13 protein-coding genes and 1 pseudogene are annotated in these 16,761 nt (G+C 70.9%); 2 read left to right on the top strand and 12 right to left on the bottom strand.

All coding sequences use genetic code 11. The annotated features are described in order from the left end of the window. Nucleotides 1–44: 44 nt before the first annotated feature. From DES41_RS20820 to DES41_RS20785, 8 genes are all read right to left on the bottom strand, one after another. Complete coding sequence (locus DES41_RS20820; RefSeq protein WP_114469595.1) at nucleotides 45–2,060, bottom strand: 4-oxalomesaconate tautomerase; 2,016 nt, start codon at nucleotides 2,058–2,060, stop codon at nucleotides 45–47. A 92-nt stretch (nucleotides 2,061–2,152) separates the two neighbouring features. Next, nucleotides 2,153–3,013 (bottom strand): copper chaperone PCu(A)C domain-containing protein, encoded by an 861-nt coding sequence (locus tag DES41_RS20815; RefSeq protein WP_114469594.1) that lies wholly within the window; start codon nucleotides 3,011–3,013, stop codon nucleotides 2,153–2,155. A 13-nt stretch (nucleotides 3,014–3,026) separates the two neighbouring features. Continuing rightward, complete coding sequence (locus DES41_RS20810) at nucleotides 3,027–5,345, bottom strand: TonB-dependent receptor (RefSeq protein WP_114469593.1); 2,319 nt, start codon at nucleotides 5,343–5,345, stop codon at nucleotides 3,027–3,029. A gap of 101 nt (nucleotides 5,346–5,446) precedes the next feature. Further along, a complete protein-coding gene (locus DES41_RS20805) occupies nucleotides 5,447–5,812 on the bottom strand; it encodes a DUF2946 family protein (protein WP_114469997.1) in 366 nt (121 codons plus the stop codon). Nucleotides 5,813–5,915: 103 nt separating this feature from the next. Beyond that, nucleotides 5,916–7,067, bottom strand: a complete 1,152-nt coding sequence (locus tag DES41_RS20800) for a c-type cytochrome (RefSeq protein WP_114469592.1) — start codon at nucleotides 7,065–7,067, stop codon at nucleotides 5,916–5,918. A gap of 3 nt (nucleotides 7,068–7,070) precedes the next feature. Beyond that, a complete protein-coding gene (locus DES41_RS20795) occupies nucleotides 7,071–7,862 on the bottom strand; it encodes an ABC transporter ATP-binding protein (protein ID WP_114469591.1) in 792 nt (263 codons plus the stop codon). After that, nucleotides 7,856–8,920 (bottom strand): ABC transporter permease, encoded by a 1,065-nt coding sequence (locus DES41_RS20790; protein WP_114469590.1) that lies wholly within the window; start codon nucleotides 8,918–8,920, stop codon nucleotides 7,856–7,858. Before DES41_RS20790 ends, DES41_RS20795 begins: the two co-directional genes overlap by 7 nt. 2 nt (nucleotides 8,921–8,922) lie before the next feature. Then, complete coding sequence (locus DES41_RS20785) at nucleotides 8,923–9,945, bottom strand: ABC transporter substrate-binding protein (protein ID WP_114469589.1); 1,023 nt, start codon at nucleotides 9,943–9,945, stop codon at nucleotides 8,923–8,925. A gap of 266 nt (nucleotides 9,946–10,211) precedes the next feature. Between DES41_RS20785 and DES41_RS20780 the strand changes: the two are divergent. After that, a pseudogene (locus DES41_RS20780) lies at nucleotides 10,212–11,919 on the top strand (M14 family zinc carboxypeptidase). 112 nt (nucleotides 11,920–12,031) lie between these two features. Here the strand turns inward: DES41_RS20780 and DES41_RS20775 are convergent. The 3 genes from DES41_RS20775 to DES41_RS20765 are packed head-to-tail and all read right to left on the bottom strand — an operon-like array spanning nucleotide 12,032 to nucleotide 14,986. Continuing rightward, nucleotides 12,032–13,036, bottom strand: coding sequence for an NADP-dependent oxidoreductase (locus DES41_RS20775; RefSeq protein ID WP_114469588.1), 1,005 nt, complete (start codon nucleotides 13,034–13,036; stop codon nucleotides 12,032–12,034). An 8-nt stretch (nucleotides 13,037–13,044) separates the two neighbouring features. After that, a complete protein-coding gene (locus tag DES41_RS20770) occupies nucleotides 13,045–13,833 on the bottom strand; it encodes an SDR family NAD(P)-dependent oxidoreductase (protein WP_114469587.1) in 789 nt (262 codons plus the stop codon). Nucleotides 13,834–13,891: 58 nt separating this feature from the next. Further along, on the bottom strand, nucleotides 13,892–14,986 hold the full coding sequence (locus DES41_RS20765; RefSeq protein WP_114469996.1) for an alkene reductase: 1,095 nt from the start codon (nucleotides 14,984–14,986) through the stop codon (nucleotides 13,892–13,894). Nucleotides 14,987–15,111: 125 nt separating this feature from the next. On the opposite strand from DES41_RS20765, the gene DES41_RS20760 reads away from it, so the two are divergent. Further along, nucleotides 15,112–15,696, top strand: coding sequence for a TetR/AcrR family transcriptional regulator (locus tag DES41_RS20760; protein WP_114469586.1), 585 nt, complete (start codon nucleotides 15,112–15,114; stop codon nucleotides 15,694–15,696). A 56-nt stretch (nucleotides 15,697–15,752) separates the two neighbouring features. Here DES41_RS20760 and DES41_RS20755 read toward each other — a convergent pair whose 3' ends face one another. Beyond that, complete coding sequence (locus DES41_RS20755) at nucleotides 15,753–16,757, bottom strand: ABC transporter substrate-binding protein (RefSeq protein WP_114469585.1); 1,005 nt, start codon at nucleotides 16,755–16,757, stop codon at nucleotides 15,753–15,755. Nucleotides 16,758–16,761: the final 4 nt, after the last annotated feature.

The raw sequence follows: 16,761 nt of genomic DNA, 5'->3' as shown, positions 1-16,761 counted from the left end.
ATGGCCAAGGGCCGGCTGATCGCACCGCCGCCCCTCGGCCAGCACTACTCGAGCACCGCCGCGCGCTGTTCGGCGACCGCCAGCCCGCCCTGCGCGACGACGGCCTGCCAGCGCGCCAGGTCGGCCTGCACGCGGGCGGCCAACATCTGCGGTGTGCCCGCCTCCACGCGCGCGCCGTGCTGTTCGAACAGCTGGACGACCGCTGGATCGGCCAGCACCTGGTTCAGCGCCTGGTTCAAGGTGTCGACGCGGTCGTGCGGCGTGCGCGCGGGGGCGAACAGGCCATACCACTGCGTCACGTCCACGCCCGGCACGCCGGCCTCGGCCAGCGTGGGCACGTCGGGCAGGCCCGGCAGCCGCTGCGGGCCGGCCACGGCGAGTGCGCGCAGTCGACCGCTGTGCACGAAGGGGTGGGCCGTGAACAGGCTGGGGAACATGATCTGCGTGCGCCCGCTGGCCGTGTCGGCGATGGCCGGCGCAGCGCCCTGGTAGGTGCTGCCGGCCATGCGCGCGCCCGTGGCCAGCTGGAACAGTGCCGCGGCGAAGTGCGGCGGCGTGCCCTCGCCGGCCGACGCATAGGCGTAGCGGCCGGGCTGCGCACGCAGGGCCGCCACCAGCGCGGGCACATCGCCGCTCTGCAGGTCCGGGTGCGCCACCATCAGCGTCGGCGAGGAGCCGACCAGGCCGATGGGCGCGAAATCGGCCACCGGGTCGTAGCCCAGCTTCTGCAGCGCCGGGTTCATCGCATGCGTGCCCACGTAGCCGAACATCAGGGTCTGGCCATCGGGGGCCGCGCCGGCCACGTACTCGCTGGCCACGGCGCCGTTGGCACCGGCGCGGTTGTCGACCAGCACCTCCTGGCCCAGCAGCGGCGCCAGCTTGGCGGCGATGATGCGGGCCATGGTGTCGTTGCCGCCGCCCGCGCTGGTCGGCACGATCAGGGTGAGCGGCTTGCGCGCAGCGGGCTGCGCGGCCTCTTCGGGACGCGAAAACACGTAGTCGGGCAGGTGCAGCTCGCCCTGCATGATCTTGCGCGCGGTGCGCACCAGGGCGGCGCGCTGCACGCTGACGGCCTCGCCCGCGCCGCCGAGCTCGACCTCGATGTCGATCTGCCCGGCCGGGTGCAGCACCGTCAGCTGGTGGCAACCGGCGCTGCGTGCCATGCCGCTGGCCACCGTGCCCGGCAGCGCGAACGCGCTGGCCACGCCGATGGCGCCGGTCACCGCATGCGATGCGTGGCAGCGCCGCGGCGTGAAGTAGCGCGAGGTGATGCTGTTGGCCGATTCGCCGGCGCTGACGAGCACCGGCTTGGGGATCACGCTGTTCGACACGTCGCCCAGGCCCATGCGCAGGCCCACCTCCAGCCGCAGCGATTCGATGCGTTCGAGCAGGGCCGTGTCGGCGTCCAGCGCCACCGGCTTCTCGCGCCCGCTGACGCCCAGGTCGGCCGCGCGCACGATCATGAGCGGCATGGCCGCGTCGATGCAGCTGACCTCCACGCCCTGGATGCGGTCGATGCGCTGGCCGGTGGGGAAGACTTGGCCGGTGACGGCGCCCCAGGCATCGAGGAAGTCCAGCAGGATGGGGGCGGCCGTGCCGGCCACGCCGTCGATGCGGGCATCGCCCGCGTAGGTGACGCGGCCGCCCGGCGTGCGCACGGTCACGTCGATGCGCGCGCCGGTGTTGACGTTGTGCACGCGCACCTTGGTCGTGCCCTGCTGCGCCTCGACCAGACCCTGCTCGATGGCGAACGGCGCCACGCCCGAGAGCATGTTGCCGCAGTTGGGCCGCGTGTCGACCGAGCGGTGGCCCACGCCGACCTGTGCGAACAAATAGTCCAGGTCGCAGCCCGGCACGCTCGAGCGCGAGACGATGGCCACCTTGCTGTTCAGCGTGCTGCCGCCGCCCACGCCATCGAGCTGCAAGGGGTCGGACGCGCCGATGGCGCCGATCAGCGCCTGGTCACGCGCCTCGTCGCCCTCGGGCAGCCACTCGCGCAGGAAGAAGGGTCCGCGCGAGGTGCCGGCGCGCATCAGGACACAGGGGATGGTTTTGCTCATGCGGCATTCTTCGGCCCCGCATCGATATTGTGAATTGCATGTTGCACAAGGATTGATGTGTGCGGTGCATCAGAGCCGATGGCAGCGGCCTCTCAGTGCACGTGGCCCTGCGCGCCCGCCGCGGCCCCTTCCGGCACGCCCACCGGCACCTGCACCTCGCGCTGGCTCGCCACGCCCTTGGCATCCACGAAGCGCAGCGTCAGCGGCAGCTGCGTGCCCTTGGCCAGCGGCTGCTTGAGGTCCATCAGCATCAGGTGCAGGCCGCCGGGCTTGAGCTCGACGGCCTGCCGCGCCGGCAGCGCCAGCCCCTCCGTCAGTTCGCGCATGCGCATGGTGCCGCCGTCCATCTTCATCTCGTGCACTTCGGCCACGCCGGCCAGCGGCGTCGCCACGCCGACCAGGCGCAGGCCCTGCGGCGCGCTGAGCTGCATGAAGGCGCCGGTGCCGCTTTGGCCCGGCACGCTGGGCCGTGCCCAGGCGTTCTTGACGTCCACGGCGGCGACGCCCGGTGCCAGCACGTCGAGCCGCGCGGCAGGGAACGGCAGCTTGGCGCTCGCGTCCGTGCCGGGCAACTGGGCCCAGTCGGCGCTTTGCGTGCCGCAGTCCTGGCGCACCGGGAACCACAGCGTGCCGGGCTGGCTGGTGAGCTTGCCGCGCACGACGAACTCGGCGCGCTCCTTGTCGGGCAAGGCGCTGGCGGCATCGGCCGTCCAGCGCACCTCGCGCGGGCTGCTGGCCAAGGTCCAGCCGGCGCGCGGCTGCGCCTCGGCCAGCGTGAAGCCCTCGGGCAGGCGGACGGTGACGGCCGTGGTGGCTGGCGTGTCCTTGCAGGCGTGGCCGACGCGGAACGCGGCCTCGTAGTCGCTGCCGGCAGCGGCGCCGCCGGGCGGCAAGGTGACGTGGGCGAAGGCCGGCATGGCGGCGGCGATCAGGGGCAGGAGCAAAGAGCGCATGGGTGGTTTCCTTTCAAAGATCGAACTGGAGTTGCGCGTGGTAGGTGCGCTGCGGATAGGGGTGGAAGGCCCAGAACTGCTGGTTGTTCAGGTTGTCGATGCCGAACGCGGCCGACCATTGCTTGTCGATCTGCCATCGCAGGCGCAGGTCCAGCGTGAGGTAGCGGCTGGCGCCGAAGTACGTGAAGGCGTTGGTGTCGCTGTTGTCCAGATTGCTGTACTGGCGCCCGCTGTAGCGCGCCGCCAGCGTGGCGGACCAGCGGTCGTCGGCGCGCCAGGTGGCCAGGGCCGTGGCGCGCCAGCGCGGCACGCGTGGCTGCCACTTGCCCACGCTGGCCGGGTTGGCGGCATTGGCCACGGTCTTGCTGTTGGCGAAGGTCAGGCTGCCGCCGAGGTCCAGGCCGCGCAGCGCTACATCGCTGGCGTTGGCGGCCAGCTCCACGCCGAACGTGCGCACCTTGTCGACGTTCTGCACGCGCGAGACGGCGCTGTTGGGCACCAGCTGGCTGATCAGCGCGTCGCGCGTGGTCTCGTGGAACAAGGTCGCGCGGGCGAGGCCCGTGCCCAGATCACGCTCCGCCGTCAGCTCGCCGGTCCAGGACTTCTCGGGCCGCAGGGTCGGGTCGTTGACGAAGCCCAGTGCCCCGCCCGAGGTCGCGCCGTACAGCTCGCCCACCGTGGGGTAGCGCACGGCGCGGCCCAGCGAGGCCTTTAGCACCGTCTCGGGCGTCAACTGGTAGGCCAGCGCGGCCTTGGGCGAGAGATCGGACTGGCTGCGCGCGGCGTAGGCGAGCCGGCTGGTGGCCGTGGCGCTCAGGCCGTCCTCGGCCTGCCAGTGCTCCCAGCGCGCGCCCAGCACGGCCTTCCACTGCGGCGCGAAGGCCCAGGCGTCCTGTGCCCAGGCATGCCAGGTGCTGGTGCGGCCGCCGACCTGGCTGACCAATGCGGAAGGAATGGCACCGCCCTCGCCGCTGCGCCAGTCGGTGGCGACGGCCGTCTTCAGGATGTTCAGCTCGTACGCATCGCGCCCCACGCCGAAATCGACGGTGTGCGCGCCGCCCACGCCCTGCGGCCGCCAGGTGCCCTTGGCCGCCAGCTGGTTCCAGCCCGTGCCGTCCTGCGTCTGCAGCGTGCCGGCGCCGCCGCTGGCGGCCTGCGGCAGGGCGGTGGTCGGCATGCGCTGGCGGTCTTTGGCGTAGTCGTAGAGGCCGGCCACGAGCTCCCAATCCCAGGTGCCCTGCGTGCGGCTCTTGAGCGAGAAGCCGTGCATCCAGTGCGTCTGCGCGTCGTCCGTCGAGGGGAAGGCCGTGGCGCCCACGGTGTAGCTGCGGCCATCGATCTGCACGGGGCCGCTATACACCGCATGGCCGGCGGCGTCGCGCAGCCAGCTCTGCGACCGGCCTTCGGACTGGTTCTGCCACCAGCCCAGGGTGTAGCTCGCGCGCAGGGTCGGCGTGATGTCGTAGGCCAGCTTGAGCTTGGCCTGGTCCTGCTCGGTGGTGTATTGCGTGGCGCTGCCCAAGAGCCACCAGGGCTGGCCCGTGAGGTTGCGGCCGGGCACCGCGCCCGTGACCGGAACGCCGGCGCCGCCCGGCTGCCCGGCCGATTGCAGCGCCGTGGCGAAGGTCTGCGGCTGGCCTTCGCTGCGCCCGCGCTGCAGCGCCAGCCACCACGACCAGTCGCCGCTCTTGCTGCCCAGCGAGGCGCTGGTCTGCCACGAGGTGAACGTGCGGTCGGTCGCATACAGGCTGTTGGGCTGCGCCGCGTAGCCCAGGCGGATGTGGGCCTCCAGCTTCTTCGGCATGCGCGTCACGTAGTCGACCACGGCGCCGGCGGAGTTGCCCGGGTAAGCCGCCGAGAACGGGCCGTACATCACGTCCACGCGCTCGATCTCCTCGGGCGTGACCATCCCCCAGCGCGGCGCGTAGTTGCTGCCGTTGGCGATGCCGTTGCCCAGGAAGTTCGACAGCAGGATGCCGTCGGCATAGACAGCCGAGCGTGCGCTGTTGCCGGTGCCCGAGGCGCGCGTCGAGAGGATGGCGTGGTTGTAGTCGCCGATGTAGCGCTTGCGCACCAGCAGGCTGGGCAGGTACTTGAGCGCGTCCTCGGCGTCGGTGGCGTTGACGGTGGTGGCGATCTGCGCGCGCGTGACGCCCTCGATGGTGGTGGGGATCTGCGTGGGCAGGGACGTGGGCTGGCCGCCGCTGACGGTGACGACGCCCAGCGACTTCTGGCGCTCGGGCGCGTCGCCGGTGGCCTGCGTGGACTGCGCGAAGGCTGCGCCGGCCATGGTGGCTACGGCGCCGGACAACAGCACGGTGATCTTGTGCATGGAAAGCTCTCTGATGGCGGGCCCGCGGCCCGCCGCTGCATGGCGAGGGATTGACGCAGCGCCCTGCCCCTGCGGGCGGCGCTACGCCATCGAAGGCGATGTCAGAAGAGCGAAGGCGGCCCGCGCGCCGGCAAGGGCGCCGCGGTGGCCGCGGCGATGCGCGCGGCCGGGATCGGCTGGACCGCATGGCCCAGCGGCAGCACCGGCGGCAGCGCCGCGGTGCCGGGCATCGGGGGCGCGCCGCTCAGCGCGCACAGCGGGCAGTCGAGGTGGCTGGCGCCCATTTCCTGCACGCCGTCGTCGGTGTGCACGACGGCCTTGACGATGCCGGCGCCCGAGCAGATCAGCTCCATCGCCTGGGGCTTCACGATGGGCGAAGCGATGGCCACGCCCAGCGACAGCATGAACAGCGCCAGCACCGCACGCACTAGTGCCGCGCCCGGCCGCCGGCCTGCCACCAGGGGCATGCGGGAGATCAGGCGGAGCAAGGCGTGCATGGGATCGCGATTGTGCATGAGGGCGTGCGGCCCGGGCCTGGGCAATTCGTCCCAAGGCTGTGCGGCGCTGACGTCAATGGACGAAGCCGCCTTTGACATAGCGCACCGGTTCGGCGTCCATCGCCGCGATCAGCGCCGACAGGCCGTCCACCGGCGCACGGTCCTGCGCCGTGCGCGGCTGGCCCTCGGTGCGGCACAGCAGGTCGTCCTCGGACCAGCCGGCCTGGCCCGGCACCGCGCGTGCGCGCGCCCAGCCGTCGCGGTCGGCCAGCAACTGCGTGCCGGCGAAGGATCGGCTGCCCGTGATCAGCGCGAACGCCTGCCAGGCGGCATCGTCGGTGGCCACGCAGTCCGGCGCCGTCACCGGTGCAGGCACGCTCGACGGGCGCAGCAGCACCGTCACGAATCGCGGGTCTTCCAGCACCGTGCCCTGGCCTTGCGCGACCACGCGCACGCGCTGCCCGCTCCAGCTGCGCAGCGGCCGGGCGCCCTGCCCCGCACACTGCACCGCCACGTCGGGCAGGCCCACGGGCTGCGGCCAGAAGCCGGCCGCGCGCAGCGCCTGCCCTGCCCCCTGGGCCTTTATGAAGTCGATCAGGGCCCAGGCTTCGTCGGCCTGCAGCGTGCCCGCGAAGCCGGCCATGGTGGCGTCGCCGTCGCGCCCACGCACGCCGTGCAGCACGTGCCACCAGAGGTCGCCATCGGCGCGCCGCCACAGCAGCGGCCCCGAGAAATTCGGAGGCCAGACCGGCTGCGCCGCAGCCAGCGGCCCCTGGCCGCGCCCGTCCTCACCGTGGCAGGCCAGGCAGTGCTGCGCATAGAGCGCTTGGCCCTGCACGATGGCCTGGGCCGAGAAGCCGGTCGGCGAGCGGTGGAAGCTGGCCGGCGTGGCCGGCACCAGCAGCACGCGCGCCTCGGGCCAGGGCGCGGCCAGCAGCAGCAGGAGCACGCCGGCCAGCACATGCCAGCGCCCGCGCCGCCAAAGCAATGCCAGCAGCACCAGCAGCGCTGCCAGCGCCAGGGCCGCCAGCGTCCAACCCATGCGGCGTGCCTGGCCCAGGTCGATCAGCAGGTTCTCGCCTGACAGGCGCAGCGCGAACGGCCAGGCGGGCTGGCCGTCCAACGGCTGCACCAGGCCCAGAGCACCGAGCAGCCGCAGCAGCCCGTGCTGGGCGGCTTGCAGTGCGGCGATGAGCTGGTTCAGCCACTCCGTCTCGGGCGGCATCGGCTACCAGGTGGCGTCCAGGCCAAGGTGGCGCAGCGCCTCGTGCCGCAGCTCGGCCAGGCGCTGGTGGCCGCGCTGGCGCGGGTACGGCAGGTCGACCGTCAGCTCGGCCGTGATGCGCGCCGGGCGGTCGCTCAGGATGATCACGCGCTGCGCCAGGAACAGCGCCTCTTCCACATCGTGCGTGACCAGCAGCGCCGAAAAGCCTGCGCGCTGCCACAGCGCCACCAGCTCGCTCTGCATGGCGATGCGCGTCAGTGAATCGAGCTTGCCGAGCGGCTCGTCCAGCACCAGCAGCTGCGGGTCGTTGACGAGCGCACGCGCCAGCGCCACGCGCTGCGCCATGCCGCCCGAGAGCTGGTGCGGGTAGCTGGCGGCGAAGTCGGACAGGCCGACGAGCTTGACCGCCGCGTCCACCCGCGCGCGCTGGTCCTTCAGCAGGCCGCGCGCCTGCGGGCCCAGCGCCACGTTGTCCCAGACCGTGCGCCAGGGGAACAGCGTCGGGTCCTGGAACACCACGATGCGCGAGGGATCGGGCCGCGTGATCGGCACGCCGTCCTGCGTCAGCGTGCCGGTGGTGGCGGGTTCCAGCCCGGCCACCAAGCGCAGCAGCGTGGACTTGCCGCAGCCGCTGGGGCCCAGCAACGCGACGAACTCGCCCGGTGCCACGCTCAGGTCGACCCCATCGAGCACCTGCAGTGCGCTGCCCTTCTGTTCGAACCAGTGGCTGACCCGCTGCACCTCGATGCGGGCGCCTTGTTGCAGCGCTGGCGTGGCTTGTACGGTGCTCACCATTTGACCGTCCCCTTTTGCCAGGACAGCACGCGGTCGCGCACCGTGAACAGCAGCGTGATGAGGCTGGAGCACAGCACCGCCATGACCAGCAGCGCCGCGTACATGTTGGCGTAGGCGGCCCAGCCCTGGGCCCATTGCAGGTACCAGCCCAGGCCGGCCTTCACGCCCATCATCTCGGCCGTGACCAGCACCGAGAACGAGGCGCCCAGGCCCATGAACAGGCCGACGAAGACCTGTGGCAGGGCCGCCGGAATCGCCACGCGCAGGACCAGGAACCACTCGGACGCGCCCAGCGTGCGCGCCACGTCGTAGTAGCTCTTGGGCACCGACGCCACGCCCGACCAGCTCAGCACCGCCACCGGGAAGAAGGTGGCCAGCGCCACCAGGAACACCGCGGCCGAATAGCTCGAGGGGGCGAAGAAGAAGGCCAGCGGCAGCAGCGCCGAAGCCGGCACCGGCCCCAGGAAGCGCAGCAGCGGATGCACCCAGTAGCCGGCGATGCGCGACCAGCCGATCCACACGCCCGTGAGGAAGCCCGCCAGCGCGCCGATCGCGAGGCCATTGGCCAGCAGGCGCAGCGAATGCGCGGTCGACAGGCCGAGCCGGCTCCAGTCTTCGGCCACCACGTCGATCAGGCTTTGCGGCGGCGCGAAGAACGGCGGCGGCAGCAGGCCCAGCTTGGCCGTCAACAGCTCCCACAGCGCCAGCAGCAGCGGCGCGGCGATCAGCCATTGCCCAGCAGGCCGCAGCTTGCCGCCGAGCCGGCCGGCGCGCGCGCCCAGCAGCGCCACGGCCAGCAGCAGTGCTGCCACCGCCAGTGCGGCGATGCCGAACTCCTGGGTGAAGGCCCAGTCGGAGAAGCCGATGGGCTTGTTGGGCCAGGCCAGCGTCAGCACGCCCAGGCCGGCCCAGGCCAGCACGGCGACGAGGCCGGTGCGCCAGACGCCGGTGGGCGCCTGCGCCTGGAACACGGGCGGCACGGCAGGCGCCGCGCGCAGCGCCGGCGTGTGCGCCGGGCTGCGCGGCGCGTCGAAGGAAGATGGTGCGAGCGCGCTCATGTTCAGCCCAGCACGTCCAGCGACACATGGTTGGCGAAGCGCACCACGTCCGTGCTCTTCTTGAGGATGCCGGCGTTGTGGAAGTCGCGCGCGAACGCCTCGACCTCGGCGCGCAGCGGCGCGCCGGCCGGGTGGTGCTTGTAGGTCAGCTCGGCCAGCAGCTTCTGCAGGTCTTCCACGGCCACCTTGGGGGTGTACTTGTGGTAGATCCGCGCGGCCTCGTTCGGGTTGTCGGCCACGTAGTTGGAGGCCTGCGCCAGCGCGCGCACCACGGCCGCGGCGTGCGGCTTGTTCTTCTGCGCGAACTCGGCGCGCGCGCCCACCACGCAGCAGATGCGCTCGGCATAGTCGCCCTTGGCGCTGTTGCCGATCTCGGTGAACACGCCGGGGTTGCGCTTCTCGATCAGGTACAGGTTGGGGTCGCCGTCGGCGATCGCCTGGATCTCGCCCTTCCTGACGGCCACGTCCAGCAGGTCGGCCGGGTACACGCGCCACTCCAAGTCCTTGTCGATGTCCACGCCGCGTTTGGCCAGGTGGATCGCATAGAACTGCCTGGCCGGGCTGTTGAGGTCGGCCACGCCGATCACCTTGCCCTTGAAGCTCTTCACATCGCTGGTGATGCCGCCGCCCTGGGCCGCCACCAGCCGCAGGCAACCGCCGTGCACGCTGCTGACCAGCTTCACATCCAGCCCCGCCTCCAGCGGCTTGACCCAGCGGTGGATCAGGCCCACCGCCACATCGGCCTTGCCCGTGGCCACCGCCTCGAGCAGCTGGTCGGCGGCGCCGGCCCAGTTCAGCAGTTCGACATCGAGCCCGTTCTGCGCGAAGAAGCCGCGCTCCAGCGCCACCGGCACCGGCGTGAGGCAAAAGCCGGCCTGGCTCCAGGCGAAGGTCAGCTTGCGCGGCTGCGAACGTGCGCGCGAGGCCAGCAGCGCGGTCGACGCGGCCACGGCGGCGATGCCGGCGGTGCGCACGAGCTTGCGGCGCGACCAGGTGCTGCCGTGAGGAATGTGCAGGTTGGACATGGTGAAACTCCCTCTCCTTCGAACATCAGGAATGGGCGCTACGGTAGTGGGCACTGGGCACTTTTCCAACGCAGGAAAAAGCGTTTGGATATGCGGAGAACCGGGGGTCCGCGTCGGCCGCAGCGCCGCTGCGCGCGGTAGCGCCTTGGCGCGCATGCACCCGTTCGGCGTTGACGGCACGCTGCGCCGCTTCGACCAGTGGCTGGCGAGCCACCGACGCGCACCGCCGCTGCACTTCGTGGGCGAATGACAGAATCCCACAGACCATGCAGCACCCGACCAGCCTCGCCCATCCCACGCCCTTCGAACTCGGCAACGGCAACCAGACGACCACCTGGGCCGAGTGCATCGCCTTCTACGAGCGGCTGGCCGAGTGCTTCCCGGGGGTGCTGCGGTGGTGGCAGATCGGCACGTCCGACACCGGCCTGCCCCTGCACGCCGGCCTGGTCACGGCCGACGGTGTGTTCGAACGCGACGCCCTGCGCGCGCAGGGGCGCCCGGTGTTCTTCAACAACAACGGCATCCACGCCGGCGAGCCCGAAGGCATCGATGCCTGCATGGCGCTGGTGCGCGACTTCTGCATGGAGCCCCAACGGCTGGCGGCGCTCGGCGACACGGTCTTCCTGTTCATCCCGGTCTACAACGTCGACGGCTGCGTGAACCGCCAGTCCACCTCGCGCGCCAACCAGCTCGGCCCCGAGTCGTTCGGCTTTCGTGGCAACGACCTGCACCTCGACCTGAACCGCGACTTCATCAAGTGCGACAGCCTGGCCGCCCAGGTGTTCAACCGCTTCTTCACGGCCTGGGACCCGGATGTGATGGTCGACACCCACACCTCCAACGGCGCCGACTACGCCTGCACCATGACCCTGATCCCGACCCAGCCCGACAAGCTGGGCGGCGCCCTGGGCGACTTCCTGCGCGAGCGCATGCTGCCCGCCATCTACGGCGACATGCAGCGACGCGGCTGGCCGACCTGCCCCTACGTCAACCTGCTGGCCGAGACCCCGGACGAAGGCATCGAAGACTTTCTCGACCTGCCGCGCTTCTCCACCGGCTACGCCGCGCTGCACCACACCATCGGCTTCATGCCCGAGAGCCACATGCTCAAGCCCTTCGCCGACCGCGTGGCCGCGATGCGCACGCTGGTCGAGGTGGTGCTGGACTTCACCGTGGAGCAATCCGCAAGCATCCCAGCAGCTGCGGCGCCAATCGCGCGCCGACGCTGCACGCCGCATGCAGTGGCCGCTGCGCTGGCGCAACGACCACGCGCGACCGGCGCAGCTTCGCTTCAAGGGCTTTGCTGCGGTGCGCACGCCGAGCCGGCTGGGCAACTACCAGCGGCTCGCCTACGACCGCGCGCAGCCGTGGGAGAAGGACATCGTCCACTTCGACCGCTGCACCGAGGAATGCGTGGTGACGGCGCCGAAGGCCTACCTGGTGCCCCAGGCCTGGCGCGAGGTGATCGAACGTCTGCAGTGGAACGGCGTCGCGCTGCAGCGCCTGGGCGCCGACCAGGTGTTCGAGGTGGCCCGGGTGTACCGGGTGCTGGAGGTCGGCACGCGCGCCACCGCCTACGAAGGCCACATGTTCCATGACCGTGTGCGCTTGAGCACGCACTCCGAGGCCATCCAGGCGCGCGCCGGCGATGTGCTGGTGCCGCTGGACCAACCCCAGGCCCGCTACGTGGTCGAGACCCTGGAGCCCGAAGCGCACGACAGCTTCTTCCGCTGGGGGTTCTTCAACAGCGTGCTGGAGAGGAAGCAGGCCTCCATCTCGGCCTATGCCTTCGAGGACACGGCCCTGGACATGCTGGCCGAGGAGCCAGCGCTGCGCCAGGCGTTCGACGCATGGAAGGCCGCCCATCCGGAGCAGCTGTCCGACCCGCAAGCGGTGCTCTGGTTCCTGTTCACCCATGGCCGGCGCCATGCCGAGCCGGAGTGGCGGCGCTATCCGGTGGCAGCGCTGGTCTAGTCAGCGTCCTCCGCGCAGCTTCCGGGTGCCCACCCCGCCCGCTCAAGCTTCGCCGCGCTTGCGGCGGGATCGGCCTGCGCACCCACACCGGCGAGACCGGGTGTCTTGCACGTCACATGACCACCTGCACCACCACCTTGCCCTTGGCGCGTCCACTGTCCACGTAGGCCAGCGCTTTGCTGGTGTCCTGCAAGGGAAATGCCCGGTCCACGACCGGTCGGATGGCGCCCGATTCGACGAGTGACGTGATCTCGCGCAGCTGCGCGCCATCGGCCCGCATGAAGACGAAGGTGTAGGAACTGCCGCGCTGCTTCGCCTTCCTGCGGATGCCGAAACTCAGCAGGCGCAGCACCTGCCGCAGCGGCCAGGCCAGTCCGCGCGCGGCAGCGAACGCCGGCGTGGGCGGGCCGGAGATCGAGACGAGGTGCCCGCCTGGCCGCAGGACCTGGAGCGACTTGTTCAGCTCGGCGGTGCCCAGGCTGTTCAGCACCACGTCGTAGTCGCGCAGCACGCTGCTGAAGTCCTGCTGCTTGTAGTCGATCACGACGTCGGCGCCCAGGGCCTTCACCCACTCGACATTGGCCGTGCTGGTGGTCGTGGCGACGAACGCGCCGAGGTGCTTGGCCAGCTGGATGGCCACGCTGCCGACGCCGCCCGAACCGGCCAGGATCAGCACCTTCTGGCCCTTCTGCAGCCGGGCGGCTTCCACCAGCGCCTGCCAGGCCGTCAGGGCCACCAGCGGCAGCGATGCGGCCTCGACCATGCCGATGTTCCTCGGTTTCAGCGCCAGCGACGAGGACTTGACCGCGATGCGCTCGGCGAAGCCGCCGATGCGGTCGTCGTCCGGGCGCGCATAGACCTCGTCGCCGGGCTGGAAGCTGCGCACGCGGGCGCCGACCCGGATCACCGTACCGGCCACGTCGTTGCCCAGCACCAGGGGCAGGCGGTAGGGCAGGATCAGCTTGAACTCGCCGTTCCTGATCTTCGAGTCCAGCGCATTGACGCCCGCGGCGTGGACCTGGACGAGCACGTCGTCGTCCCGCAGCGCGGGTTCCGGCATCTCGCCGATGCGGCCCGGCTGCTTCGGCCCGTAGCGATCGATGATGAACGCTTGCATTGCTGCGATCAGGCGGCCGGGCGGTAGCGCTCTGCCACATGGGCCTGCCGCAGATCCCCGACCAGGCCCAGCCGCGCGGCATCCAGTGCGGCCCAGTGCGACGCGTCGTGCAGCGGCGGGATGGTCACCGGCTCGCGGCGGTCGAAGCCGACCAGGGCGGCATCCACCAGCGCACCCACCTCCATCAGATCGGGCATGGCACTGGCATCGATGCCCGCGCGTTCCCAGATCTCGGTGCGGGTGCCTGCCGGCAGCACCGCCTGCACGTAGACGCCCTTGGGCGCGAGCTCCACGCTCAGGCCCTGCGACAGGAACAGCACGAAGGCCTTGGTCGCGCCGTAGACCGACATGCCGAACTCGGGCGCCAGGCCAACCACCGAGCCGATGTTGACGATCGCCCCGGTGCCGGCCCGCGCCAGGCGCGGTGCGATGGCGCTGGCCAAGCGCGCCGGTGCGGTGGTGTTGAGGGCGATCAGCCTGGCGATGGAATCCGTCGACTGGTCGATGAACGGGCCGGACAGCGCGGCCCCGGCGTTGTTGACCAGGGTGTCGATGCGGGCGTCGTCGCGCAGGCGTGCCTCGACCGCGGCCAGGTCGCCGGGCTGGGTCAGGTCGGCCGCCAGGATGTCGACGGCTGCGCCGGTCTCGTCGCGCAGGCGCACTGCGAGCGCCTCCAGGCGCGCCTTGTCGCGGGCGACCAGCACGAGGTCGTGGCCGCGGCGGGCGAAGCGGTCGGCGTAGGTGGCGCCGATGCCGGTCGAGGCGCCGGTGATGAGAACGGTGGAGCGTGTGGTCATGTGTTGGATCTCTTGGATGGAAAAGGCGCCCCTGCCGCGACGCGACCGGGGGAACTGCTTACTGGGCGCTGGAACCCGCAAGCGTCGGGTAATCGGTGTAGCCTGCAGCGCCACCGCCATACAGCGTGGCCGGGTTGAGCTGCGCCAGCGGTGCGCCGCTCTTCAGCCGTTCCACCAGGTCGGGGTTGGCGATGAAGGGGCGGCCGAACGCGAACAGGTCGGCTCGGCCCTCGGCCAGGCGCGCCTGGGCCAGCGGCAGGTCATACCCGTTGTTGGCCAGGTAGGTGTTCTTGAACCGTTTGCGCAAGGCATCGAAATCGAAGGGCGCGGCATCGCGCGGGCCGCCCGTGGCGCCCTCGACCACATGCATGTAGGCGATGCCCAGCGCGCTGAGCTGCTCGGCGATGTGGTCGTACTGCGCCTGCGGACCGCTGCAGGAAATGGCACCAGCCGACGACACCGGCGAGAGGCGCACGCCCGTGCGGTCGGCACCGATCTGCTGGGCCACGGCGGCCGTGACTTCGAGCAGCAGGCGGGCCCGGTTCTCGACGGAGCCGCCGTAGGCGTCGGTGCGGGTGTTGGCGCCGTCCTTGATGAACTGCTCGAGCAGGTAGCCGTTGGCGCCGTGCACCTCGACGCCGTCGAAGCCTGCAGCCATGGCGTTGGCCGCCGCCTGGCGGAAGTCCTCGACGATGCCGGGCAGCTCGTCCAGGCGCAGCGCGCGTGGCTCGGAGACGTCGTGGAAGCCGTTGTTGACGAAGGTCTTGGTGGCCGCGCGGATGGCCGAGGGCGCCACCGGCGCGCTGCCACCAGGCCGCAGGTCGACATGCGAGATGCGGCCCACGTGCCACAGCTGCACGAAGATCTTTCCGCCCCTGGCATGCACGGCGTCGGTCACCTGGCGCCAGCCGTCGATCTGCGCGGGCGTGTACAGGCCCGGCGTGTCCTGGTAGCCCTGGGCATCGGCCGAGATCTGGGTCGCCTCGGTGATGACCAGGCCCGCCGAGGCGCGCTGGCTGTAGTAGGTGGCGGCGTACGCGCTGGGCACCAGGCCGGCGCCGGCGCGGTTGCGCGTCAGCGGCGCCATCACGATGCGGTTGGCCAGCTGGAGTGCGCCCAGCGTGTAGGGCTGGAAAAGCGTGGTGTCGGTCATGTGCGTCTGCAGTGGAGTTTGCACAATGATGTCGATCATCATCTTTATTGTCAAGACTTTGATGATGATCGACATCAATGTATATTTGGGCGCCTCCAGCAAAGGCCAATCCTCAGAGATCTCGCATGAAAGTCACCAAAGCGCAGGCGCAGGCGAACCGGGCGCGCATCGTCGAGACGGCGGCTGCGCTGTTCCGCGAGCGTGGCTACGACGGGGTGGGCATCGCGGACCTGATGGCGGTGGCCGGCTTCACCCACGGCGGCTTCTACAAGCACTTTCCGTCCAAGGCCGACCTGCTGGCGGAAGCGGCGACCTGCGGCTTTGCGCAGACAGCCACCAAGGCCGAAGGCGTTGATTCGGCCGCGTTCGTCGAGCACTACCTGTCGCGGGAGCACCGCGACGCACGCGGTGACGGTTGCACGATGGCCGCGCTGTGCGGCGACGCTGCGCGCCAGCCGGAGCCGATCAAGGCGGCGTTTGCGGCCGGCATCGAAGGCCTGCTGGCGACGCTGGCGCGCCAGTCCGGTGCGCCGCAGGACGCCCAACGCGAAGGCGAACTGCGCGCCAGGCGCATCGAGGTGATTGCACAGGTGATCGGCGCGCTGGTGCTGTCGCGCGCCTGTCCTGACGACTCGGCCCTCGCCGACGAGATCCTGGATGTCTGCCGTGCGGCCGTGCTGTCGAGGCGGCCGCCCACCCAGGGTGGGTAGCGCAGGGCCGCCGCAGCGCTGCGGGTGGCCCGCCAGCCGCTTGGTCCGCCCCGCCCTCAGCCCAGCACGTCCACCGACACGTGGTCCGCGAACTTCGCCACGTTCGTGCCCGGCTTGAGCACGCCCACCGACTGGAAGTCGCGCGCGTAGAACTCCACCTCGTCGCGCAGGCTGCGCCCTGTCGGGTGGTGCTTGTGCGTGAGCGTGCCCAGCAGGGCCTGCAGGTCGTCCACGCCGACCTTGGGCGCGTACCGGGCGAACAGCCTGGCCGATTCGTTGGGGTTGTCGGCCACGTAGTCGGAGGCCTGCACGATGGAGCGCACCAGTGCGGCCACCGCGGGCCTGTCCTTGCGCACGAGTTCGCCGCGCGCGCCCAGGATGCAGCAGACCTTGTCCCTGTACTCGCCCGACAGGTTGGTGGCCAGCTCCACGTAGCGCGCCTTGTTGCGCTTCTCGATGAGGTAGATGTTGGGGTCGCCGTCGGCGATGGCCTGGATCTCGCCCTTGTTCACGGCGATGTCCAGCAGGTCGGCCGGGTACTGGCGCCAGACCACGTCCTTGTCGGCGTCGATGCCGTTCTTCTTGAGCAGGATGGAGAAGAAGTTCTTGCCGGGGCTGGCGATGTCGGAGACGCCGATGGTCTTGCCCTTGAGGTCGGCCAGCCGGGTCACGCCGGCCTCCTTCAAGCCGACGAGCCGCACGCAGCCGCCGTGCGAGCTGCCGACGATCTTCACGTCGAAGCCCGATTCCAGCGGCTTCAGCCAGCGGTGGATCATGCCGACCGCGGCGTCGGCCTTGCCGGTGGCCAGCGACTCGAGCAATTGGTCGGTCGAGCCCGTGTAGTTGGTGAGTTCCACCTGCAGGCCGTTGCGTTCGAAGTAGCCGCGCTCCTGCGCCACGACCACGGGCGACAGGCAGAAGGCCGTGGCGTTCCAGGCGAAGTTGAGCTTGCGCGGCTGCGACCAGGCGCGCGCAGCCAGCAGGCCGCTGGCCGCGACGATGGCGGCACTGCCGCTGGTCTGCAGCACGCGGCGGCGGGAGAAGTTGGAAGGCTTGGTCATGGTG

Origin of the sequence: Pseudorhodoferax soli (assembly GCF_003337555.1) — a bacterium.
Taxonomy (GTDB): domain Bacteria; phylum Pseudomonadota; class Gammaproteobacteria; order Burkholderiales; family Burkholderiaceae_C; genus Pseudorhodoferax; species Pseudorhodoferax soli.
This window is presented reverse-complemented; position numbering and strand designations above follow the sequence as displayed.

Coding starts and splice junctions, on each gene's coding strand:
- DES41_RS20775 (WP_114469588.1), bottom strand. CDS start 13,036: ATGCAAGCGTTCATCATCGATCGCTACGGGCCGAAGCAGCCGGGCCGC.
- DES41_RS20765 (WP_114469996.1), bottom strand. CDS start 14,986: ATGACCGACACCACGCTTTTCCAGCCCTACACGCTGGGCGCACTCCAG.
- DES41_RS20795 (WP_114469591.1), bottom strand. CDS start 7,862: ATGGTGAGCACCGTACAAGCCACGCCAGCGCTGCAACAAGGCGCCCGC.
- DES41_RS20760 (WP_114469586.1), top strand. CDS start 15,112: ATGAAAGTCACCAAAGCGCAGGCGCAGGCGAACCGGGCGCGCATCGTC.
- DES41_RS20755 (WP_114469585.1), bottom strand. CDS start 16,757: ATGACCAAGCCTTCCAACTTCTCCCGCCGCCGCGTGCTGCAGACCAGC.
- DES41_RS20790 (WP_114469590.1), bottom strand. CDS start 8,920: ATGAGCGCGCTCGCACCATCTTCCTTCGACGCGCCGCGCAGCCCGGCG.
- DES41_RS20815 (WP_114469594.1), bottom strand. CDS start 3,013: ATGCGCTCTTTGCTCCTGCCCCTGATCGCCGCCGCCATGCCGGCCTTC.
- DES41_RS20805 (WP_114469997.1), bottom strand. CDS start 5,812: ATGCCCCTGGTGGCAGGCCGGCGGCCGGGCGCGGCACTAGTGCGTGCG.
- DES41_RS20820 (WP_114469595.1), bottom strand. CDS start 2,060: ATGAGCAAAACCATCCCCTGTGTCCTGATGCGCGCCGGCACCTCGCGC.
- DES41_RS20785 (WP_114469589.1), bottom strand. CDS start 9,945: ATGTCCAACCTGCACATTCCTCACGGCAGCACCTGGTCGCGCCGCAAG.
- DES41_RS20770 (WP_114469587.1), bottom strand. CDS start 13,833: ATGACCACACGCTCCACCGTTCTCATCACCGGCGCCTCGACCGGCATC.
- DES41_RS20810 (WP_114469593.1), bottom strand. CDS start 5,345: ATGCACAAGATCACCGTGCTGTTGTCCGGCGCCGTAGCCACCATGGCC.
- DES41_RS20800 (WP_114469592.1), bottom strand. CDS start 7,067: ATGCCGCCCGAGACGGAGTGGCTGAACCAGCTCATCGCCGCACTGCAA.